Below are 21,119 nucleotides of genomic sequence, written 5' to 3' on the forward strand. Positions count from 1 at the left end.
AACCATGGTGTCGCCGAATTCGGCGTTGTTGTCTTCTGGAAGAGGCGGATCGGCGAAGCCGAGAGGTGCGCCTGGCATCACCAGCGAACATTGCGGGGGGATAATCGATCCCCGCACACATCGAACACTAGATCATGCACACATCCAGGTCAGGGACCTGATGAAATTACCTGGCCGCGTCAAGGTAGGCCAGCCGGGAACCGTCACTGGTGGAAAGCGGAGGTAACTCGTGAACAATGCCGCCAAGGCTATCCCGCAGTTCATTCAGCGTCGAGTCCTCCATATCGTCTTTGCCTCGACTAGCGGTCACACGGAGTACGTGGTGGATGCGCTGATCGATTCTTTGAAGAGCATTACCCCAGGCTGGGAGATCAAGGAAACGATGGCCGAGAAAGCGCAGCCACAGGATTTGCTAAGCGGAGATGTACTCCTGCTCGCCTCCTCGACCTGGAATACAGGAGGCATCGAGGGGCAATTGAATCCACACATGTGGGTGCTGCTCCATGACAAGGCGAAGACTCTGGACTTGGCCGGAAAACCGTGTGCGTGCATCGGACTCGGGGACCATCGATACTTCTACACGGCGCGAGCGGCGGATCATTTGCAGCACTACGTTAAGGCCCATCACGGTCGGCTGATTGTTCCAACGCTTAAAATCATAGACGAGCCCTACGGCCAGGAGGAGGCAGTAAGAGTTTGGGGCAAACAGTTTGTGGACGCTTCGAAGCCGGCGGGTTGGTGTTAGGCGATGCCCCGCATCTCTCTCAAAATCGTCGGCGCTTCCGGACAGGGAATAAATTCCATTGGCGCGATTATCGCCAAGGGTCTCAAGAGATCCGGATATTGCGTGTTCGGCTACCGCGAGTATCCCTCCCTCATAAAAGGCGGACACGCGAGCTATCAACTGGACGTCTCGAATGAACGCATTTGCAGCACCGAAACGAAGGTGAACGTGCTTGTCGCGCTCAACCATCACGGTCTCGAGCTGAACATGGATGAACTGAAACAGGGAGGGATCGTGCTGCACGTGACGCCCGAGTGGCAGTTTCCGGAGCATCATCGGAAAGTGATCGCGGAGCGAAGCCTTCGCGTCATCTATTTCCCGGTTGATGACATGCTCAATCGCCTCGGCGCGAGGGCAATTCTTTCGAACGTGCTGCTGACCGCCTTTGTCTGGTCCATGCTGGACCAGGATATCGATGCTCTCAAGTCCCTCGTCGGAGAGACGTTTGCGAAAAAGAAAGCTCTGCTCGAACTCAACATGCGATGTATCGATGAAGGATACTCCTTTGTCGATCCAGAGCAAGGGGCGATCTCCGTCGCGTTGCCGTCACCTGACAAGGGTTTCGCCAGCCACCTTTTAATTACCGGTAGTCAAGCGATGGGACTCGGCGCGGTTCATGCGGGGGTGCGGCTCTATGCCGGATACCCGATGACGCCCTCCAGCCCGCTGTTGTCATTCATTGCCGAGCTCGAAAACAAGACTCACATGGTGGTCAAGCAGGCGGAAGACGAAATCACCGCCGCGCAGATCGTCAGCGGGGCAATGTACATGGGAACCCGCGCGCTCACCGCCACCTCCGGTGTCGGATTTGATCTTATGAGCGAGACACTGTCGCTGAATGCCATGATCGAGAACCCGACGGTGTTTGTGCTGGCGCAACGCCCCGGCCCGGCGACGGGCCTGCCGACCTGGACGGCTCAAGGCGGTCTCTTACAGGCCGCGAGTTGCTCTGCCGGCGAATTCACGCGCTGCGTCATCGCGGTCAGCAACAGTCAGGATGCCTTCGATTTGATGCCGGTCGCGTTCAATCTGGCGGAGCAGTATCAAATCAGTGTCATTGTCCTCACCGACAAGCAGATCGCCGAGGCGCTCTACACGCAGCACCCTTACGATCTGGAAAAGGCCGACATTGATCGTGGCAGGCTCGTCGTCGATCCCGAGAAGCTGAAACTCCTGAAATCCTCTGATCGATTTAACCCGCACGCCGTGGGCGGCGTTTCGTTGCGATGGCTTCCCGGCAGCGAGGCGGTGACCTATTGCGCCCAGGCCGATGAACATGATGCCATGGGCGCCGTGGATGAGGCCTGCCTCAATACCAAGGTGCAGATGGAAAAGCGATTGCGGAAGCTCCAAGGATTAAAAGCGGAGCTTCCCGCACCTCGTTTACATATTGGCGGTCGCAATACAAAGACGACCGATTGGATCGATACAGGTGACGAAATCGAGTTGCTCGCGATCGGCTGGGGAAGCACCGGTGAGATCTTTCAAGACGTCATGTGCAGCGATGAACTGCGAGGGCGGAAGATCGCGTATTTGCACTACACGTATCTCTGGCCGCTCCGCACCCAGGAGCTTCAGAGATTAGCAAAGCGGTCGAAACGCATTGTCCTGGTGGAGCAGAACTATCAGGGGCAGTTGGGTATGCTCATCAGGATGGAGTGCGGTTTGGATATCTCGGATAAAATTCTCAAGTACGACGGTCGACCGTTTTTCTACGATGAGCTTCTTTCGTCGGTGATGGAGAGATGTGCGAGCACCTCGGAAAACGAAGAGAATTTATCCGGTTTCGACTATGCAGGTACCTTGTCATGAATATCGCTCCGCAGACCCGCCGGCCCGCTCTTTCCGACTACTATTCGGAAACCAAATGCATTTGGTGTGACGGCTGCGGCAACTATGGCATTTGGACGGCCGTGAAGTATGCGCTGGTGGAGCTGAATTTGCATCCATGGCAGGTTTGCCTTTGCTATGACGTCGGTTGTCACGGCAACGGCTCGGACAAAATTGAGGGCTACCGCTTCCACGGGCTCCATGGTCGCGTCATCCCGTTTGCAGCAGGCGCGAAGCTTGCAAATATGAAGGTTCCGGTCATCGCCTTCGGCGGGGATGGCGCGACTTTCTCGGAAGGTATCGGGCATTTGGTCCATGGCGTGAGGAGCAATTATCCCATCACGTTCGTCCTGCACAACAATACAAACTACGGGCTAACGACTGGGCAGGCGAGTTCGCTCACGCCACAGGGTTAGCCGATGAACACAAGCCCCAACGGCATCCCCGAGCATACGTTGGCGAGCATGGACCTGATCTTCTCGCTCAACCCCACTTTCGTTGCCCGCGGCTTTAGCGGCGACATTAAACTGATGACTCGCATTCTCAAAGCCGCCGTTCAGCACGGCGGCTTTGCCTTCGTCGAGATGCTCCAGGCCTGTCCGACATACAATCACTTCGCGACGCACGAATATCTGTTGGATAGGTACTTCGATGCAAATGCCAATGGTCACGACCCAGGCAATCTGCAGCAGGCGAAGGCGCTCGCTACGCAGGTTCAGGATCGCATCGCCTGCGGCATTCTCTATCAACGCGAAGACATTCCACACTTCTATGACCGGCTAATTCCGCGGCAAGAACTCAAGACGACCTGCGTCGAGGAGGTGCGGAGGTATGATGTGAGCGAGTATTGGAAGGAACTGGTGTAAGGAAATGTCCCCGCTGGTGCGGAGTCGCTGCTGGTGCCGATGATAGTCAGGACGTGGTGATAAGCATTTTTATGCTCCACGAATTCGGTTGTTGCCGAACAGAGATTGGACGCCGGTCGCGATCGCTGCCGCCACGCAATTCAACTTCCGCCAAACGCCGCGGCGGCTCACCGTGTTCTGGAGCCACACCGGCCGTCTCTATCCCGGTTGGTCACCCGCTGAGGCTGATTGCCGCCTTGCCCGCCTGGAAGCTCACGAATGAAGCGAACCGCATTCGCTTCGAACGGAAACATCATAAAGGAAAATGACCATGGATAAGCCGATTAATGTGTGCGTGTTGGTTGGAAGCCTGCGGAAGGCGTCGTTCAACGGGATGCTGGCGAATGCGCTGATCTGGCTCGCGCCGTCCTCGCTGAAATTCGACGTCGTCGAGGTCGGACAACTGCCCTTTTACAATGAGGATCTTGAGACCGCAGCTCCGCCCGCGCCATGGACCGCGTTCCGCCAGCGCGTCAAGGCCGCTGACGCAGTGCTGTTCGTCACGCCAGAATATAACCGGTCGGTGCCGGCCGTTCTCAAGAATGCACTGGATGTCGGTTCCAGGCCGTATGGAAGCAGCGTCTGGGACCGCAAGCCTGGTGCGGTTGTCAGCGGCTCGCCGGGCGCGATCGGAGCCTTCGGCGCCAATCATCATCTGAGGCAGTCGCTTGTGTTTCTGAACGTGCCGACCATGCAGCAGCCCGAAGCCTATCTCGGTCATGCCGACAAGCTCTTCGATGAACATGGCAAGCTCGTCAGCGACGGCACCCGCAAATTCCTGCAGGAGTTCATGCAGGCGTTCGCGAATTGGGTCGAGACGAGTCGAGCTCAGGGCCAGGGCATCTGACGGCTTGCGGCAAGCGCGAGCGAGCGCGGCATCCGGGTAAGCAGATTGCGATTGCTGATGCACAAGAGACGACGCGGGTGAAGCTCAAAATTGTTTTGACCGGAGCTCCTCGAATTCGTCGTGGCACGCGTCGCTGAAGCCTTGCAACAGGTCGATCGTGCCGTCGACGGCCATTTCGCGCAGTTCGACGAAGCTCTTGTCCGGCTCCAAATAGGTGTCCAGGATTTTTCGGGCAACGTCTTCGCCGCGATGGACCACCGGCCTTGATGACAGTGTCCGCATCCTGCTCAGCTTCGCGTAAAGACCGACCAGGCCGGGAATGTCGGGTTCGTTGTGCTGGAGCGCATCAATGTAACACCTGGAGGCTTCCTCGATGAAATCCCTGTAAAGGATCTGCCGGCGGCTCTTCTCGTTAAGAAGCCACTGGGCGCGGAGCTGACTTCGGTGGTTCAGCCAATTCGCAATTCCGCTCGTCAAGCCGCCGACAGCTGCTCCGGTGAGGGCGGCAAGCGCGGAGATGATGGAGGCGTCCACAGGTGGAGTTCCCAACAGCTGCCGGAAGTGATGACTACCGGGCCTCACGACCACTATGACGCAGGCGGTCGCGGCCCTTCGGAAATCAACCGTGAGCTCCGTTGCCCCGACAGATAAGACCAGAACCATTGCGTTTGAACGCGGAACCGGTTCTGAAGCTGCGGCAGCTCGAGCACGTGCAGCACCGCCCACACCAGCCAGGTCACAAAGCCGCTGCTGCGCAAATGACCCGCCTCAAGGATGGCGAAGTTCTTGCCGACCACCGCCATACTGCCCTTGTTGCGGTACCGAAACGGTCGACCATCCTTGCGTCCTCTGACTCGGTTGGCGATGACATGCCCGACAAATCTTCCCTGTTGAATGGCCGCCTGCGCCACTCCGGGCACGGGGTGACCATCCTGGATCATCGTGGCTGCGTCGCCCGTCACAAACACGTCGGGCGCCTCGGGGATGTCCATGAAAGCGCCAACGGATGCGCGCCCGGCGCGGTCCGTCGTCGTCCCGAGCATTTTCACAACCGGCGAGGCGCTAACGCCTGCTGTCCACAGCACGGTAGCGCTGGGAATCCGGACGTCAGCCGCGATGACACCCTGGTCGTCAACCTTCTCGACTTTTACGCCCGTCGAAACTTCAACGCCGAGCTTGGTTAGTCGCTTGGCTGCCTTTCGTGACAGAGACTCTGCAAAGGTCGGAAGAATACGAGCGCCGCCGTCCAGTAACACAATTCGGCTCTTGGCAGGGTCGATCTTGCGGAAATTCTTGCGCAGGGTCACCGAGACCAGTTGGGCGATCGAAGCGGCAAGCTCGACGCCGGTCGCGCCAGCTCCCACCAACACGAAGGTCATTTGGCGGGCGCGTTCTTTCGGGTCATCGGTCGACTCCGCCAATTCAAACGCACTCAGGATCTTGGTTCGGATCGTTTCAGCGTCGCTGAGGCTCTTGAGGCCTGGCGCAAAGCGCGCGAACTCGTCATGACCGAAATAGCTCGGACGCATTCCAGTGGCGATCACCAGGAAGTCGTACTCGAGTTTTCGACTGCCAATCCCCGGGCAAACAGCCTCGACGGTGCGAGCTCCGAGATTGATGCCCTTAACCTCCGCCAGCAATACGCTGAGGTTCTTCTGTTTCGCCTCAAGCTGACGGATCGGCGCTGCTATCTCGGAGGGTGACAAAACAGCGGTGGCGACCTGATACAGGAGCGGCTGAAAGATATGGTGATTACGCCGGTCGATTAGCGTGATTTCGACATCGGTCCGTTTTAGTGCCCGCGCTGCCGCAATACCGGCAAAGCCACCACCGACGATCAAGACGCGTTTTTTGTCCGGGGTCGCCTTTATTACAGGTGGCTTTTCTTGCGGGAACGATTTGGTCAGAACTGTAGTCATGGATGCACCGACGGTCTCCAGGGCCAGTCGCCCGATTAGCACCGGATACAGCGGAGCTTCGGGCTAATCTTGGACGACGCTGCGGTGCATTGAACGATCGTGCCTCTTACTGTGAATCTCAACTGTGGCGGTCATGCCGGCCGACAGGACGACATTGGGGGGCACCTCATCGATATGGATGCGAACCGGGATGCGTTGGGCCAGGCGTACCCAGGTGAAGATGGGATTGACGCTAGCAACCCCTTGACTGTTGGGCTGCGCGTTCGCAACGTTGATTGCGCGGGCGATGCTGTCGACGTGACCGCGCACTATCTGATCGCGGCCCATCAGCTTGATTTGAGCGGGATCTCCCACCCGGATAGGAGCAAGGTTCGTCTCCTCGAAGTATCCGTCGACCCAGAACGAATCGGCATCGACAAGGGAAATCGTGTTCGCGCCAACATTGACGTAGTCGCCAAGCTGCGCCAGCAGGTTCGTCACATAACCGTCGACCGGTGAAAGAATTCGCGTGCGCTCGAGGTTCACCTGCGCTTGGTTTAGTTGGGCTTTGGCTTGCGCGATAGCCGCCTCGGCACTCACGCGCTGCGCTTTCAGCGTCTCGACTTGCCGCAGCGTCTGATTGAGGTTTTCCTGTGCAGATTGCACCGTCGCTTCCTGCTGATGCAGCTGGGATGTAAACTGCTGGGCATTCTGAACGGTGCCCCAGCCGTCCTTCGCCAGTTTTTGGTAGCGTTCGGCCTGTTGCTGTGCAAATACGAGCGCGGCGCGCCCCAGCCGTAGTTGTGCCTGGCTGGCATTGATCTGTGCCTGCTGAACGTCCATTTGAGCGTCGATGTTCTGCACGTTCGCCTGCGCCTGCTGCACCGTTGCCTCGGCTTGACTGACCGCGATCCTGAAGTTGGTCGGATCGATCACCAGCAGTAGATCGCCTTTGCGAACGTATTTGTTGTCGATTACATGTAGCTCGACGATGCGTCCAGCGACCTCCGGCGCCATCGTGACGACATAGGCGCGCACGGTGGCGTCGCGCGTCCACGGTGCCTCCATATAAACGCTCCACGTCCCCCAACCGAGCAGCCCGGCAAGTGCGACGGCCGCCAGCGTGATCAAAAATGGACGTATCTCCACACGACGCCTGGTGATGGCGCGGGATTCCGGCGAGCGCGAAGGAGCGGCTTTGTCGAGATCATCCACCGCCTTGTCGCGTTTCGATGTAACTCCGGTAATGGTCATGACGAGCTCACTCGGCAATGGTCAGGATGAGGGACGAAAGAACGATGATGTACACTGCAAACACGAACAAAGCGGGATGCCAGACGTACCGCAGCAAGCCCCAGCGGTCAGCGACCCGACGCAGTACGATGGCAATGAGCCAGGCTTCGATCATCATGATTGAGATCGGCGCAACGTAGACACCGAAGAGGTTGATATCGGTAAATCTCATGCGGGCGCTCCTGCGTCGAAGTAATGGCCATGCTCGGCAATCGCCTCGGAGATGATCAGGACGCGGCCACGCCCTCGAAGGGCCATGGTTGCCTCAGTGCCGGTTTCACGCGTAGAGGCGAGTCGGTCGTCGAATCGACGCAGCTTCGCGATCGCTCTCGTGCTGTGTCCGAGCGCGATGTCATTGAGTGCGGCGTCGAGCTCCGCGGTCGTCCCAAGGTGCGTAGCCATTTGGCGAAGGCCGATGATCTCGGTGCCGACGGATAGCGCTGCAAGCAGTTGTGCGCGCTGCAATGGCGTTGCCTGATCCGGCAACGCTGTGAGCCGGCTGTAAAGGCGGCTCTCCCAATAGTCGGGCGCCGGAAGCACGGGAGCGATCGCAAGGCGACGCAGGTCACAGGTGGTCAAGGCGAGAAGGCGGCGCACTCGAAGGGCCGGCGACAACGGAGGCAACAGCAAAAATGCCAGCGGTGCCACGCCGCAGCCTACGACGATTGCAAGCGCGGAATTGTAATATTGTGTGGTGTCGTAGTTCATCTCGTTGGTGGGCGCGAGTAGAGGGATGAAGTTGAACGCCATGGCGGTTAGGGCGGCGGTCACTATTGGTTGCCGGCTCACGGCCACTGCAAAGCCGGCCGGCAAGAAGAAGAGACCCAAGGCGGCGCAAAATGCGGGGAACGTTTGCAGCGCTGGCAACATCGCGAATTTGATGGCTGCCGCACAAACTACGGCGCCAGCGATGCCCAGCGCGAATGCGAGCGATCCGCCGTAGGCAAGATCGCCTTTCGGCGAAAGCAACAGAACCAAGACCGCTACGAACACGATCGCCGAGGCGCCGTTTGGCCAGGCGGTCGTGACCCAGAAAAGCTCGACAGCACCGATAGCGAGAAATGCGCGTGCCGCATTGATCAGAGCAGGCAGCCAATCGGGTTCGGTCAGCCGGACGCGAGGAGCGCGAGGAGAAGGGTGGCCGGGAGCATCGACAAGCAGCGCAATACCATCGAGCACTTTCAACAGGCCGGCTAGCACCTTGGCCGTTTCGTCAGCGAGCAACCGCAACGATGGCGTGTCGGCGGGCAAGGCAACCAATGTCCGCACCGCCTCCTCGCAGACGCGGTGCAGGGCCAAAGGATCAGCGATCCAGAGCACCGGCGAGCCCCCCTCCGGTACCGATCGAAGCTCGGACGGGAGGCTTCGCAGGATGATGTGGGCCCCCTGCCGCCTTGCGGCCTCGGGCAAACGACTGAGATGCGTCGCAACTCCGCGCCAGCCGTCCAGCGCCCCGAACAAACCGTACATAGCTGCTTGCAGCTTTGGCGAGTGGTAGCGCATGTGGCTGGATTCCCCGAGCGCCTGATCAATGACGGGGTCAAGCGCGATGACGCGCCGGGCGAACTCGCGGCGCTCGGCTTTCGTTTCCGGCAGTTGCGCCTCTGCAAGGGCGAGCATGCGGCCAAATCGATCCATGATCTCGGCCGCAAGAGTTGCAAATGATTCTGCGAGACGGCGCTGGGCGCCGCCGAGATCGGTCCCGGCGAGGACCACGCCGGCGGACACGATCCCGATGCAGATCTCGCTCGCGCGCGTGACCGCCAGCAGGAAGACATCCGAACTCGCGCCGCCGGTCGCGCCGAGATTATCGGCGGCAATGATCGCCGCAGTATAGCCGGCTAGCGCGGCCGAGTAGGACGCGAAGTTGCGGAGTACCGTAGCGGTGAATGCACAGATGCCGCACCAGAGGGCCAGGAGTCCGAGAAAGCCGATCCGATCCTGCGGAAAACAAGCGGTCAGGATTACGATCGCTGTGGCGCCGACCGCGGTACCGACCATCCTGAACCAGCCCTTGCGCAGCGAAGCGCCGAGCTGAGGCAGGCACACGATCGCGGCAGAGGTGCCGGCCCAAAACGGATTGTCGAGCTCGAGCCAGAACGCGACGAAGAGGGCGAGGCACACCGCCGCCCAGAGGCGAAGAGCGTACAGCAGTGGCGGAGCAGCCTTCGCCGCCTTCGCGAAGGCCGAGTTCCATCGGCCAATAGCACCTGCATCAGCGATTGGTCCGGCCTGGTCGAATGCATCTGCCATCACCAGTTCTCGTCCATTTGCGACGGTTTACGGAGGGATTTTAGCTTGCTCGTGCCTGCCGCCCATCTGCGCGATTCTGCGCGATATCGTTCAGCGGCGGCAATTGTTCGTTTCGTGGTTCGGCCGCGGGCGAACCGCGGAGTTGCCGCCAGGGCGATCGTGTCCAAGGCTGCCTTTCGCAAATCAGCGGCTCGAAGCACGGTGTTTCGCTTTTCAGATCGGTCAATTGCGTTGCGCGGTCCAGTAGCCCGAGCATCGCGCACTTGCCGCGCGGCCGCTCCATCTACCGCGACCCGAGTTTCCGAAAAGCCTGCCCGTGCCGGAAGCGAATTTGTCCTGAACCGTCACCGACGCATGAACCAAACCGGAGTTTGCGACGTATCCTTTGAATCTTACGAGATTGGGATGAGTCACAACTCCGTTAGAAACATTGACAGTGAAGTTGTAGCTGGGATCGCATGCGCCCCTTTGCGTCACGAAGACGAGATCCCAGGAGCCATCATAGGCGGTTCGCGCCTGCGCGGCAGATGCCGGGGCCATAAGGCAGATGGCTGCAATCATCCAGAGCGACGGCGTCTTCATTGATATTTCTCCGTAGGGCTAGGCGGTCCTTCCGAGCAAACGCAACGGACCTCGTCGATATTCGAACCAGGGGCGGTCCGTTGCAGATCTCCGAACGATGATCTGCTTTAGGAAAAGCTAGCGCAGTGCGCTTGTTGAAACGTGCTCGGATTATCCTGAATCGTGCGGTCGCAACGCGCGTCCTTATCCGAACTCGTCAGCTCACAGTTTTGAGCACGATTGGCCCCAATCGAGCAGCCGCGTTCAATCACGGCTGGCAGTGAGAATGCATATTGAATGCACGCATTGGTGAGCTGTTCGAACTGAACACGACAGCTCTTTTTTTGAAAGAACCCGGAGCAGCGAGATGAATGTGAAATCTATTGCGGGCCGGCTTGGGGAAAGACGAGCTGGCTTTGCACTATCGTCTCATTCCGCTCACTCGCTGGCTGGTCATTGGAGTGTGTCCGACCTCGTCGCACTCACAAAACCACGTGTGATGATTCTTGCCGTCTTCACCGCGCTTGTCGGATTGAGCAGCGCTCCAGTTCGACTTGATCCGCTAACCACTCTTGCCGCGGTTCTTGCCATTGCCGCGGGCGCTGGAGCCGCCGGCGCGCTTAACATGTGGTACGACGCCGATATCGATGCGGTCATGACTCGCACCGCGATGCGGCCAATTCCGCGGGGCAAGGTCCTCCGGTTCGAGGCCCTTGTCTTTGGACTCGTTCTTGGCGGTTTCGCTGTGGTGGTTCTCGCTTTGGCGACGAATCTCACAGCAGCCGCATTGTTGGCCTGCGCGATCGTCTTTTATATTGTCGTGTACACGGCGTGGCTGAAGCGGATCACGCGACAGAACATTGTCATCGGCGGCGCCGCCGGAGCGCTGCCGCCTGTGATCGGATGGGCCGCAGCAACCGGAGAAATCGGACTCGAGCCGCTTGCACTGTTCCTCATTATCTTCCTTTGGACGCCGCCCCATTTCTGGGCTCTGGCGCTCAATCGTACCGATGACTATGCCCGTGCAGGCGTCCCCATGCTGCCGGTTGTTGCGGGAAGGGCTGCAACAACGCGGCAGATCCTGATTTACAGCGGCCTCCTGGTTCTGGCCTCGGAGCTGCCCTGGGTGCTCGGCTTTGCAGGGACCATCTATGGCGCGATCGCCGCGATCTGCGGCGCGCTTTTCCTCCTGTTCGCACTTCAGCTGAACAGGAGCACTGGGGCCGATCGCCGCGCTCCTCACAGGCTGTTCGTGTTCTCCATCTCCTACTTGTTCGTGCTGTTTGCGGCTCTCCTGGTCGACCATGGTGGCAGTTTATTCTCGCTCATGCGTGCCTCGCATGCTGGCCGCACCGTCGGGTCGGTGCATGCCGAGCTCCTGCCACGCGCCGTTCGCGCAAGCAGTTTCATCAACCTCAGCATGGGCGAGGTCTAACATGCGATATAGTTTGCAGGCCGTCGTCCTGATCGGTGCCGCGACACTCGGTGGCTGCACTGAAGGCGTGCTCGATCCGAAAGGGCCGATTGCCTTCGCCGAGCGGCAAATTCTGCTCAACGCGCTTGGCATCATGCTGGCGATCGTGATCCCGGTGATCCTTGCGATACTTGGCGTTGCTTTCTGGTTTCGTGCATCGAATGAGCGTGCGCGCTATCGGCCAAATTTCGCGTATTCCGGCCGTCTTGAGATGCTCGTCTGGTCAATCCCCGCCATGACGGTGTTTCTGGTTGGCGGCGTTGCGTGGGTTGGCTCGCACGACTTGAGCCCGCGCAAACCGATCGCATCCACCGTGAAGCCCCTGAGAGTTCAGGTCGCCTCGCTCGACTGGAAATGGCTCTTCATCTATCCCGATCAGGGCGTCGCAAGCGTCAATCGACTGACCATTCCCGTCGGCACGCCGGTCAGTCTGGAACTGACCTCCTCAGGCGTGATGAACAGCTTCTTTGTGCCGCAGCTTGGCAGCCAGATCTACACCATGGCGGGCATGATCACCCGTCTTCACCTGCAAGCCGACCATTCTGGAACGTACCGCGGGTTTTCCGCTCAGTTCAGTGGCGACGGCTTTTCCGACATGCATTTCGACGCCGATGCCGTGCCAGACGAAAAGTTCGCGCAGTGGCTTGACGCAGCGCGCAGCGCCGGTCCGGAGCTCGACGCGAAGAGCTATGCGGATCTGGCGAAGCCGAGTGCTGCGGTGGCGCCATTCACCTATCGCTCAGTTGCGCCCGGTCTGTTCGACAGCATCCGGGTCTCCGAAATGCAGTCCGACGATGCAATGTGCCGCAGGTATCCGACATCAATGAGGGCGGAAAAATGAATCTACTTGGCAAGCTGGATTGGAGTGCGATTCCCTTCGACCAGCCGATCATTATGGGCGCGTCGGGCGGCGTGGTCCTGGCCATCGTATCCATCCTTTCGTGGGTCACGCTCAAGGGTTACGTGCCTTACCTGTGGCGAGAGTGGATCACCTCTGTCGACCATAAGCGCATCGGCATCATGTACATCATACTGGCGCTGATTATGCTGCTGCGCGGCTTTGCCGACGCCATCATGATGCGGGCGCAGCAAGCGGTCGCAGCTGGCGGCGCACAGGGATACTTGCCGCCTGACCACTTTGATCAGATTTTCTCGGCGCATGGCACGATCATGATCTTCTTCATGGCGATGCCGTTCGTGATCGGAATGATGAATTTCGTGGTGCCGCTGCAGCTCGGCGTCCGCGACATGGCATTTCCGACCTTGAACTCGGTAGCTCTGGGGCTGACCGCGTCGGGCATCCTCCTGACGAACATCTCGCTCGCGGTCGGCGAGTTCGCGAAAACCGGCTGGGTCGCTTATCCGCCGCTGAGCGAGCTGCAATTCTCGCCCGGCGTCGGTGTCGATTACTATCTCTGGGCGCTGCAAATCTCCGGCGTTGGCACGTTGATGACCGGAATAAATTTCGTCACGACGATACTGAAAACCCGCGCACCGGGGATGAGCTATATGCGCATGCCCGTCTTTTGCTGGACGTCGCTCGCCGCGAACCTTCTCATTGTCGCAGCCTTCCCGGTTCTGACTGCGACGTTGGCGATGCTTCTGCTCGATCGTTACCTCGGGTTTCATTTCTTCACGATCGATGGCCAGGGCAACGCGATGATGTACGTCAACCTGTTCTGGGTTTGGGGTCATCCGGAGGTTTACATCCTGGTCTTGCCCGCGTTCGGCATCTTTTCCGAGGTCGTCTCGGCGTTCTCCGGCAAGCCGCTATTTGGTTATCGCTCCATGGTCGCCGCGACGATGTCGATCTGCGTGCTGTCGTTCATTGTCTGGCTGCATCACTTTTTCACCATGGGAGCCAGCGCGAACGTCAACGGCTTCTTCGGGGTCATGACGATGATCATCGCCGTGCCGACGGGCGTCAAAGTCTTCAACTGGCTATTCACGATGTATGGCGGCCGCGTCCGGTTCACCGTCCCGATCCTGTGGTCGATCGGCTTCATGGTGACGTTCGTGATCGGCGGCATGACCGGCGTGTTGATGGCCGTGCCTCCCGCCGACTTCCAGCTGCACAACAGTCTGTTCCTGATAGCGCATTTCCATAATGTCATCATCGGTGGCACGGTGTTCGGCTTGATGGCGGGTTACAATTACTGGTTCCCCAAGGCATTCGGCTTCAAGCTCGACGAACGCTGGGGCAGAACCTCGTTCTGGTGCTGGCTGATCGGCTTCTATCTCGCTTTCATGCCGCTTTACGCGCTGGGTCTCATGGGCATGACCCGCCGCATGCAGCATTACGATGTCGTCAGCTGGCAACCGTGGTTGGTGGTCGCGGCGGTCGGCGTCGTTGTCATCTTCGCGGGGATTGTCAGCCAGGTTATCCAGCTTGTGGTGTCGATCCGCGACCGCGAACAAGTGAAGGTAACCGCGGACCCATGGAACGGCCGCACGCTGGAATGGGCGACTGCCTCGCCGCCGCCGGCCTGGAATTTCGCCATGCTGCCGCAAGTCACAGACATCGACGCCTTCGCCTTCTGGAAAAGGAAGCAGCGCGAGCGCACGCAACAAGCCCAGCCGACGAAGGAGCGCAAATTCGAGCCGATCGAGATTCCGAAGAACAGCGCGACCGGCTTCATCACGGCATTTTTTGCAGTCGTTACCGGCTTCGCGCTGATCTGGCACATCTGGTGGATGGCCGGTGCTGGGGCAATCGGCGTCTTTCTGACCATGCTTGCCTTCGCGTTTCGCAACGAAGAGGAAATCAAAATCCCGGCCGATCAGATTGCGCGTTTCGAGCTGGCGAACCAGGCGGAGATTGCAGGATGAGCATCGCTGTTGCAGTTGATGATGAGGTTCGTTACGAGGCGCGGCCAAGTGCAAGTGAGGCCGGGCCCGCTCCAAAGCGGATCGTGGTTGGCTTCGGCTTCTGGGTATTCCTCTTGAGCGACATCGTGATGTTTGCGGCGATCTTTGCCGCTTACGCGGCGCTCGCCCATGCGACCGCAGGCGGGCCAAGTGGCGGGCAGCTGTTCAACCAGCGTAGCGTGGCGATCGAAACCGGCTGCCTTCTCGCTTCGAGCTACACCTGCGGATTGATGTCTTTGGCGATTGGCTCGCGGCGCTTTGCCGCCACTTACCTGGCGGCCCTCGTCACTTTCGTGCTTGGGGCCTGCTTCCTCGTGCTGGAACTGCGGGAGTTCGCCGGCATGATTGCGATCGGGGCCGGTCCGCAACGCAGCGCGTTCCTCTCTGCCTTTTTTACCCTGGTCGGCTGTCACGGGCTGCATGTCACCGCCGGCCTGGTCTGGCTGGTAGTGATGATGGCCCAGGTCGCAATCAAGGGCTTTCGCGCGGCCGTCGAACGGCGTCTGCTCTGCTTTTCACTGTTCTGGCATGCGCTCGACATCGTTTGGGTATGGCTGTTCACGGTGGTCTATCTGATGGGAGTCCTTTCATGACCGACACGCAGTACGATCGCGCACCGGGAGACGCGTCAGCACTTCCCGACGTGGAACAGGGTACGTCGTCGGGCGTGCTTGTCTACACAATCGGATTGGCTCTCGCGGTGGTCCTCACGGCCATGTCGTTCTGGGTCGCCAACACATCGCTGCTCTGGGCCGGCGGTGTCTCTCTCGGCCTGACTGTCCTCGCGATCGCGCAAATGGGTGTCCATCTGGTGTTTTTCCTGCACGTCACCACGGGGCCGGACAACACCAATAACGTGATGGCACTGGCGTTTGGTGTGCTGATCGTCGTCCTGGTCGTCGTCGGATCGCTTTTGATCATGGCAGATCTGAACGACAACATGATGCCTGCGGCAGAGCTGATGAATCTGCAGATGCAGCACTGAAGAGCGTCGCAGGGACACAGGCGGCTAGTCAAGCATGCCTTCCCTGCGCAGTGCGTTTTCGAGAGTCTTGGTGGCCTGGTCGATCAGGCGGGGGTTGCGATCGGCGCACTTGACGGCGGTCTCCGCGGTGACCCAGAGCTGGGTGCGGCCGCCGTACATGTCAATGAACGCTGCCGCGTCGCAAAGGTCGACGATAATGGCAGGGCGAGCACAAACGTGAGCTGTCAACTGTCTTGTGAGCCTCCGATTATTCCTTACGTGGTACATGCTGTCACTCAGTCCCGTTGAAGCTGGAAGTAGCGTTGTAGGCGTCGCTTCGTACTGCAACGGCTTTTCAGGTCAGGACAGAGTCAGATGGGCTGCGTCTCAAGCATCAGCCGCCTTCCGCTGCTCCGGTGTTCCTTGCGAGAAGGAGCGGGCGAGGCGGTCCGCGCATAGCAAGGCCGGCGACACGCATACTGCGCCAAAGGCATCGGTTGAAGCAGCATCCATTTTCTCAGGCTTTCCATGTTCATCAGAGGATTCATGGCAGACCTCGATACACTCTTGCCGGAGCGAGCGCTTGTCGCGAAACGTCGGAGTTTGTAGCTTTCGACCCCGCTGCAGTCCCTCCGCTTCCCAAAATGGCGGTGCGGAGCATCGAGCAGATAAACGAGGTTGCTCGGTTCAGTCGGTTTCGTATCAACGTCGGCGGCGCACCAACCACCAAGTCATCGCACGTCTGTCCAAGCGTTGGGAACGCACCAACGCTAACGTTTCATGTTGAAATGACGCACGGCCGATACGCTATTGGTGGTGGGGAAGAGGAAATGCTGAAAGGATTCACTGCCCCTCGGTCCCCTCTGGGAGCTGCTGCATTGGTGCCGTCGCCACCCTGGCATTTCGCGGGTGACGTTCTGGCGGTGGAGTTTTGGAATGATCCCGATGTGTCAGTCTTTACCCTTCCGGGGGGTGTCGAGCTTGATAAGAAATGTCCAGGCCACTCTGTTGCGCTCTTCACAGACTACCAGTTCACCGCGCAGAACAACGAGTATCTCGATCCTGCAAGATATCAAAGTCGCGGATTCACCGTCCTCCTCGACGCGATGTGGAAGGGATCACGAATAGCGTGGTGTCCATATTGTTATGCCGATAACGACGCTGCCTTGATGAGAGGTTGGATCCAGGGTTATCCAGGAAAATTCGGTGCCGTACACCAGACCCGCACTTTTGCCGCCGAGAGCGCGGCTTCCGCGCCACTCTCGCACGATAGCAGGTTCTCCGCCTGCATGTCCGCTAATGGTCGGTTGCTGGTGCAAGCCCGTGTCACCTTACGCGAAAAAACAGAGCGTCTGGTCGGCTTGCTCGATCGCCGCATTGTGGGACGGCGGTATTTTCCGCGGCTCTCCGCGGGCAGGCACGACAAGCCAGCTGTGGATGAGCTCGTTCGATGCATCCGGGACCAGCTCGTGATCACAAACATCTGGATCGGCGAGGGTGAGCTCAATTTTCCGGAAGCCTATGGCGAAGAGTTGGACGTGCTGGGGCCGCTGAAGGTGGGGCGCGGATATCGATTCTCGTTTTCCTATTCCGTCACCGATATCGAGATTCTGGCAGATCTGACCGCCTAGCAAATCGTGGCTGATCCCAACAAGCGCGTTCTGGATTGCGGCAGGAATAAACAAGTCGACGCACTTCGATCAAATCAATTGTGGCTGGTTTCGGTAGCCTTTGCCGAAAGCGATGGATCAGGACACGGGAATGCTAAAGGGTTTTACAGTTCCGAAATCGCCATTCGGCCAGGCCGCTCTAACTCCGCCACCACCTTGGCACTATGCCGGCGATGCTGTTGGAGTCGAATTCTGGACGGACCCCGACGCGACGGCAGCGACATTGCCGATTGGTCTTTCCCGAGATCCGAAGTCAAACGGCCGCGCCGTGATGATGTTCCTGGATTGGCAATTCACGGCCCAGGACGATGAATATCTTGATCCGGCTCGTTATCAATGCCGCGAGGCGTTTATTTTGGTCGGCGCAATGTATCGCGACGTGCCGGTCATGTGGTGTCCATACATTTATGTCGACAATGACGCCGCGCTGGCGTGCGGTTGGACGCAGGGGTTTCCAAAGAAAATAGGCAGCATTTTTCAGACGCGCTCCTTTGCGGCCTCAGGCCCCGCGGCGGCGCCGGTTGCGTCCGGCAGCCGATTTGGCGCGAGCCTCTCGGCGCATGGCCAACGTCTTGCGGAAGCCTGTGTCACCTTGCACAAGCCGGTCGAAAACGGACTGTCTCTCCTCAGCCGGCCCACGGTCTTGTTGCGATACTTCCCGAGATTGGCGGCCGGTTACCAGGACAAGCCTACGGTCAACGAGCTGGCGATGTCGATCACCGACAATCTCACCGTTGCCGGGGCGTGGATCGGGAAGGGCGAACTCAATTTGCCGGAAACGAATGGCGAAGAACTCCACGCGCTCGCGCCGAACCGGATCGAGTCAGGGTTCCGTTACTCACTCTCTTACTCGGTTAGCGATCTGAAGATCCTCGAGGACCATTGCTCGTAGGTGACTGAAAGTACTCCTGCCGTAACGGCGAAGCGTACGGTCCCTCGCTTCGCCGAGAGGGTCTCCGCGGCACCCCCCTTCGCGCGGAGACCCTCGGCGGGGAGATGTTCTTGAGATGGGAAAGAAAGTTTATGAGCAAAACTGCTTCCGAGTATCTGGTCGAGGCCCTCGAGAAGACGGGCGTGAAGCGCGTCTACGGAGTGGTCGGAGATTCGCTCAATGGTTTTACTGACGCGCTGCGGCGAAGAAAGTCGATTGACTGGATTCACATGCGTCATGAAGAGGCCGCGGCCTTTGCGGCGGGAGCTGAAGCTCATCTTACCGCGAGCCTTGCGGTGTGCGCCGGGAGCTGCGGTCCAGGCAACCTTCATCTGATCAACGGCCTCTTCGATTGCCAGCGCAACGGCGTGCCGGTCCTGGCAATCGCCGCCCACATCCCCAGCAGCGAAATCGGAATCGATTATTTCCAGGCAACACATCCAGAAAGCCTGTTCAGGGATTGTAGCCACTACGTCGAGTTGGTTTCCAATCCCAAACAGCTTCCGCAGATATTGAAGCGCGCAATCCGGGTCGCGATCGCCAAGCGAGGTGTTGCAGTCGTTGTGCTGCCTGGCGACGTCGCGCTGATGAAGATCGATGACGATGTCCCGGAATGGATAGCGCCGACTGCGCCGGTCTTGCGGCCAAGCGAGGCCGATATCGGGCATCTGGCAGATTTTCTCAATAAAGCATCCCGGGTCACCTTGTTCTGCGGCGCCGGGTGCGCAGGCGCGCATGCAGAGGTCATCCAACTCGCCCGCAAACTGAAGGCCCCGATCGTGCATGCCTTCCGCGGTAAGGAGTTTGTCGAATACGACAACCCCTACGACGTAGGAATGACCGGCCTGGTCGGCTTTGCATCCGGCTACGCTGCGATGAAGAATTGCGATGCGCTCTTGCTGCTCGGCACCGACTTTCCATACCGGGCGTTCTATCCGGAGCAGGCAAGAATAGCACAAGTGGATGTGCGGCCTGAAGCACTCGGCAATCGTTGCTCGCTTCATTTGGGGTTGCTCGGCAACGTCAAGGACACGCTCGATGCCGTGCTGCCTTCGATCAAGGAAAAGACGGATTCAAGTCATCTCAGCGAAGCGTTGAGTGACTACAAGAGAACGCGCAAAGATCTCGACGCCTTGGCGGAGAGTGGTCCGAACAGCAACATTATTCATCCCCAATATGTCACCCGCGTCGTCAGCGAAATGGCGGCCGACGATGCGATCTTCACCTGCGATGTGGGAACGCCGATCATCTGGACGGCACGCTATCTCAAGGTCAACGGCAAGCGGCGCATTATCGGGTCGTTCAATCACGGGTCGATGGCGAATGCGATGCTGCAAGCGATCGGCGCACAGGCGACATATCCAGATCGCCAGGTGATCTCGATGTCAGGCGACGGCGGCTTCAGCATGATGATGGGCGACTTCATCACGCTGACCCAGATGGGGCTTCCGGTGAAGGTCATCGTCCTCAACAATGGAACGCTCGGCTTTGTCGAAATGGAAATGAAGGCGAGCGGATTTCTGGACACGGGTTGTGATCTTAAAAACCCCGACTTTGCGCTGATGGCGGAAGCCATGGGTATCCGCGGCATCAGGGTCGAAAAGCCGCAGGAGTTGAAGACCGCTATCGAGGCGGCGCTTGCGCACAAGGGGCCGGTTCTGGTCGACGTGGCGAGCGCGCGACAGGAGCTTGCCATGCCGCCCAGGACGACACTGGAGCAGGCCTATAATTTTGGGATCTTCATGACGAAGGCCGTTCTGGACGGCCGGGCGACCCAGCTGATCGATCTTGCGAAGGTGAATCTTTTCCGCTGACTGCGGGGAGGTAAAGGGAGCAAACACATGATGGGGGTCGAGCTTCTGCTGTTTGATTCAGCGCGGCTCTGTTTCAGAGCATTCCACACAATTGCAGAGCGCCAGGTGTCTCTCTCATCGCATTTTGGATCTGAGTGACGCCCGAGGTGTTCTGAATCGTTGCGAACTCAGGTTCGCCAAGATGTAACATGCTGATATTTAAGGCTAAAGTCGCTCCATGGGGGTAGGCAGGATTAACTTTCCATAACGCTGATTAACGAGCCAAAGGAGACCCTTTGCTGCACTCTCGCGCCGATCCGAAGCCGTCGGATGGTTCGTCGAGGGAATTGATTATGGAAGGGCTTCAAACTACCGCACCAGATTCTTCTTCTGGAGCCGACCAAAAGTTTCACTTCGTTGCGAACAGCCTGGCCAAGCTGCTTGAAACCGCAAGGCGAGAACTGGAGCGTGATCGGGAGGCGGCCAAGGCGTCGTTGGTCACAGCATCGCACATCCTGCAAGCGGAGATCGAGCGCTGGTCGGGCGCTAACGGTTCCACAAGGGGCGGTCTGGCGGCCTGGCAGATGCTTCGCGTGCGAGCTTACATTGACAGCAATTTACATCGCACCATTCATATCCGGGATCTCAGTGCCGTCGCGCGTCGAAGCAAGGCGCACTTCTCTCGGAAATTTAAGCTCGCTGTTGGCGAGTCGCCACATGCCTATGTGGTGAGGAGGCGTCTTGAAAAAGCCTGCCACCTGATGATGACCAGTGCGGCATCACTGAGTGAAATAGCCTTGAGCGTAGGCTTTTCGGATCAAGCACATCTATGCAGGCTCTTCAGACAGGCCTTTGGTCAAAGTCCGGCCCACTGGCGACGCGAGCGCGGGATCTCTGGCGAGGTCACCTCGAGAACCGGCATGGATGAGAGTACCCCATGAGCGATCAGCGCGGCAAAGTCCTGAGCTTCGGCCCTTTCGAACTGTCGATCGGAAACATGGTCCTCAGCTTGTTTGATGGTTCTTCGAGGAGTGTGTGAATCAAAAAC

21 protein-coding genes are annotated in these 21,119 nt (G+C 58.8%); 14 read left to right on the top strand and 7 right to left on the bottom strand.

What is annotated here, in order from left to right:
* Positions 1-229 precede the first annotated feature (229 nt).
* The 5 genes from N554_RS0109320 (at position 230) to N554_RS0109335 (ending at position 4,366) form a co-directional block, all read left to right on the top strand.
* Positions 230-745, top strand: coding sequence for a flavodoxin domain-containing protein (locus tag N554_RS0109320; protein WP_029583220.1), 516 nt, complete (start codon positions 230-232; stop codon positions 743-745).
* 3 nt (positions 746-748) lie between these two features.
* The gene (locus N554_RS0109325) at positions 749-2,596 is read left to right on the top strand and encodes a 2-oxoacid:acceptor oxidoreductase subunit alpha (protein WP_029583221.1); all 1,848 of its coding nucleotides are present in this window, start codon (positions 749-751) and stop codon (positions 2,594-2,596) included.
* The gene (locus tag N554_RS37275; protein ID WP_051677411.1) at positions 2,593-3,030 is read left to right on the top strand and encodes a thiamine pyrophosphate-dependent enzyme; all 438 of its coding nucleotides are present in this window, start codon (positions 2,593-2,595) and stop codon (positions 3,028-3,030) included. The genes N554_RS0109325 and N554_RS37275 overlap by 4 nt, the downstream gene beginning before the upstream one ends.
* Before the next feature lie 48 nt (positions 3,031-3,078).
* Positions 3,079-3,480 carry a hypothetical protein gene (locus N554_RS37280; RefSeq protein WP_197033513.1) on the top strand — a complete coding sequence of 134 codons (402 nt, stop codon included), beginning with the start codon at positions 3,079-3,081 and terminating at the stop codon, positions 3,478-3,480.
* A 310-nt stretch (positions 3,481-3,790) separates the two neighbouring features.
* Positions 3,791-4,366, top strand: coding sequence for an NADPH-dependent FMN reductase (locus N554_RS0109335; protein ID WP_029583222.1), 576 nt, complete (start codon positions 3,791-3,793; stop codon positions 4,364-4,366).
* Between the two features lie 84 nt (positions 4,367-4,450).
* On the opposite strand, the gene N554_RS0109340 is transcribed toward N554_RS0109335, so the two are convergent.
* From N554_RS0109340 to N554_RS38140, 6 genes are all read right to left on the bottom strand, one after another.
* Positions 4,451-5,029 (bottom strand): hypothetical protein, encoded by a 579-nt coding sequence (locus N554_RS0109340; RefSeq protein ID WP_210165374.1) that lies wholly within the window; start codon positions 5,027-5,029, stop codon positions 4,451-4,453.
* On the bottom strand, positions 4,954-6,285 hold the full coding sequence (locus tag N554_RS0109345; protein ID WP_081851199.1) for an NAD(P)/FAD-dependent oxidoreductase: 1,332 nt from the start codon (positions 6,283-6,285) through the stop codon (positions 4,954-4,956). The genes N554_RS0109340 and N554_RS0109345 overlap by 76 nt, the downstream gene beginning before the upstream one ends.
* A 63-nt stretch (positions 6,286-6,348) precedes the next feature.
* The gene (locus tag N554_RS0109350) at positions 6,349-7,518 is read right to left on the bottom strand and encodes an HlyD family secretion protein (protein ID WP_051677413.1); all 1,170 of its coding nucleotides are present in this window, start codon (positions 7,516-7,518) and stop codon (positions 6,349-6,351) included.
* Positions 7,519-7,525: 7 nt separating this feature from the next.
* The gene (locus tag N554_RS0109355; RefSeq protein WP_029583226.1) at positions 7,526-7,729 is read right to left on the bottom strand and encodes a DUF1656 domain-containing protein; all 204 of its coding nucleotides are present in this window, start codon (positions 7,727-7,729) and stop codon (positions 7,526-7,528) included.
* Positions 7,726-9,810 carry an FUSC family protein gene (locus N554_RS0109360; RefSeq protein WP_051677414.1) on the bottom strand — a complete coding sequence of 695 codons (2,085 nt, stop codon included), beginning with the start codon at positions 9,808-9,810 and terminating at the stop codon, positions 7,726-7,728. The genes N554_RS0109355 and N554_RS0109360 overlap by 4 nt, the downstream gene beginning before the upstream one ends.
* Positions 9,811-10,032: 222 nt before the next feature.
* The gene (locus N554_RS38140) at positions 10,033-10,392 is read right to left on the bottom strand and encodes a hypothetical protein (RefSeq protein ID WP_081851200.1); all 360 of its coding nucleotides are present in this window, start codon (positions 10,390-10,392) and stop codon (positions 10,033-10,035) included.
* Between the two features lie 346 nt (positions 10,393-10,738).
* On the opposite strand from N554_RS38140, the gene N554_RS0109370 reads away from it, so the two are divergent.
* The 5 genes from N554_RS0109370 to cyoD are packed head-to-tail and all read left to right on the top strand — an operon-like array spanning position 10,739 to position 15,698.
* Positions 10,739-11,806 carry a heme o synthase gene (locus N554_RS0109370; RefSeq protein WP_081851201.1) on the top strand — a complete coding sequence of 356 codons (1,068 nt, stop codon included), beginning with the start codon at positions 10,739-10,741 and terminating at the stop codon, positions 11,804-11,806.
* A gap of 1 nt (position 11,807) precedes the next feature.
* Positions 11,808-12,686, top strand: a complete 879-nt coding sequence (gene cyoA, locus N554_RS35620; RefSeq protein WP_051677415.1) for a ubiquinol oxidase subunit II — start codon at positions 11,808-11,810, stop codon at positions 12,684-12,686.
* The gene (gene cyoB / locus N554_RS0109380) at positions 12,683-14,674 is read left to right on the top strand and encodes a cytochrome o ubiquinol oxidase subunit I (RefSeq protein ID WP_029583231.1); all 1,992 of its coding nucleotides are present in this window, start codon (positions 12,683-12,685) and stop codon (positions 14,672-14,674) included. Before cyoA ends, cyoB begins: the two co-directional genes overlap by 4 nt.
* Positions 14,671-15,306 (top strand): cytochrome o ubiquinol oxidase subunit III, encoded by a 636-nt coding sequence (cyoC, locus tag N554_RS0109385; RefSeq protein WP_029583232.1) that lies wholly within the window; start codon positions 14,671-14,673, stop codon positions 15,304-15,306. The genes cyoB and cyoC overlap by 4 nt, the downstream gene beginning before the upstream one ends.
* On the top strand, positions 15,303-15,698 hold the full coding sequence (cyoD, locus tag N554_RS0109390; protein ID WP_029583233.1) for a cytochrome o ubiquinol oxidase subunit IV: 396 nt from the start codon (positions 15,303-15,305) through the stop codon (positions 15,696-15,698). The genes cyoC and cyoD overlap by 4 nt, the downstream gene beginning before the upstream one ends.
* A gap of 24 nt (positions 15,699-15,722) precedes the next feature.
* Here the strand turns inward: cyoD and N554_RS39750 are convergent, their stop codons facing one another.
* Positions 15,723-15,926, bottom strand: coding sequence for a hypothetical protein (locus tag N554_RS39750; RefSeq protein WP_156041861.1), 204 nt, complete (start codon positions 15,924-15,926; stop codon positions 15,723-15,725).
* Between the two features lie 581 nt (positions 15,927-16,507).
* Between N554_RS39750 and N554_RS0109400 the strand changes: the two genes are divergently transcribed.
* The 4 genes from N554_RS0109400 (at position 16,508) to N554_RS0109415 (ending at position 21,012) form a co-directional block, all read left to right on the top strand.
* Positions 16,508-17,308, top strand: a complete 801-nt coding sequence (locus N554_RS0109400; RefSeq protein ID WP_029583234.1) for an acetoacetate decarboxylase family protein — start codon at positions 16,508-16,510, stop codon at positions 17,306-17,308.
* 130 nt (positions 17,309-17,438) lie between these two features.
* Positions 17,439-18,239, top strand: a complete 801-nt coding sequence (locus N554_RS0109405; RefSeq protein ID WP_029583235.1) for an acetoacetate decarboxylase family protein — start codon at positions 17,439-17,441, stop codon at positions 18,237-18,239.
* A 131-nt stretch (positions 18,240-18,370) separates the two neighbouring features.
* Positions 18,371-20,092: a ubiquinone-dependent pyruvate dehydrogenase gene (poxB, locus tag N554_RS0109410; protein ID WP_029583236.1), complete on the top strand. Its 1,722-nt coding sequence runs from the start codon at positions 18,371-18,373 to the stop codon at positions 20,090-20,092.
* A gap of 275 nt (positions 20,093-20,367) precedes the next feature.
* Positions 20,368-21,012: a helix-turn-helix domain-containing protein gene (locus N554_RS0109415; protein WP_156041862.1), complete on the top strand. Its 645-nt coding sequence runs from the start codon at positions 20,368-20,370 to the stop codon at positions 21,010-21,012.
* Positions 21,013-21,119: the final 107 nt, after the last annotated feature.

Source organism: Bradyrhizobium sp. URHD0069, from assembly GCF_000701345.1.
Lineage (GTDB): Bacteria > Pseudomonadota > Alphaproteobacteria > Rhizobiales > Xanthobacteraceae > Bradyrhizobium.

Coding starts and splice junctions, on each gene's coding strand:
- N554_RS38140 (WP_081851200.1), bottom strand. CDS start 10,392: ATGAAGACGCCGTCGCTCTGGATGATTGCAGCCATCTGCCTTATGGCC.
- N554_RS0109335 (WP_029583222.1), top strand. CDS start 3,791: ATGGATAAGCCGATTAATGTGTGCGTGTTGGTTGGAAGCCTGCGGAAG.
- N554_RS0109405 (WP_029583235.1), top strand. CDS start 17,439: ATGCTAAAGGGTTTTACAGTTCCGAAATCGCCATTCGGCCAGGCCGCT.
- N554_RS0109400 (WP_029583234.1), top strand. CDS start 16,508: ATGCTGAAAGGATTCACTGCCCCTCGGTCCCCTCTGGGAGCTGCTGCA.
- N554_RS37280 (WP_197033513.1), top strand. CDS start 3,079: ATGGACCTGATCTTCTCGCTCAACCCCACTTTCGTTGCCCGCGGCTTT.
- poxB (WP_029583236.1), top strand. CDS start 18,371: ATGAGCAAAACTGCTTCCGAGTATCTGGTCGAGGCCCTCGAGAAGACG.
- N554_RS0109370 (WP_081851201.1), top strand. CDS start 10,739: ATGAATGTGAAATCTATTGCGGGCCGGCTTGGGGAAAGACGAGCTGGC.
- N554_RS0109345 (WP_081851199.1), bottom strand. CDS start 6,285: ATGACTACAGTTCTGACCAAATCGTTCCCGCAAGAAAAGCCACCTGTA.
- N554_RS0109355 (WP_029583226.1), bottom strand. CDS start 7,729: ATGAGATTTACCGATATCAACCTCTTCGGTGTCTACGTTGCGCCGATC.
- cyoD (WP_029583233.1), top strand. CDS start 15,303: ATGACCGACACGCAGTACGATCGCGCACCGGGAGACGCGTCAGCACTT.
- N554_RS0109350 (WP_051677413.1), bottom strand. CDS start 7,518: ATGACCATTACCGGAGTTACATCGAAACGCGACAAGGCGGTGGATGAT.
- N554_RS0109325 (WP_029583221.1), top strand. CDS start 749: ATGCCCCGCATCTCTCTCAAAATCGTCGGCGCTTCCGGACAGGGAATA.
- cyoB (WP_029583231.1), top strand. CDS start 12,683: ATGAATCTACTTGGCAAGCTGGATTGGAGTGCGATTCCCTTCGACCAG.
- cyoC (WP_029583232.1), top strand. CDS start 14,671: ATGAGCATCGCTGTTGCAGTTGATGATGAGGTTCGTTACGAGGCGCGG.
- N554_RS37275 (WP_051677411.1), top strand. CDS start 2,593: ATGAATATCGCTCCGCAGACCCGCCGGCCCGCTCTTTCCGACTACTAT.
- cyoA (WP_051677415.1), top strand. CDS start 11,808: ATGCGATATAGTTTGCAGGCCGTCGTCCTGATCGGTGCCGCGACACTC.
- N554_RS0109360 (WP_051677414.1), bottom strand. CDS start 9,810: ATGGCAGATGCATTCGACCAGGCCGGACCAATCGCTGATGCAGGTGCT.
- N554_RS0109340 (WP_210165374.1), bottom strand. CDS start 5,029: ATGGTTCTGGTCTTATCTGTCGGGGCAACGGAGCTCACGGTTGATTTC.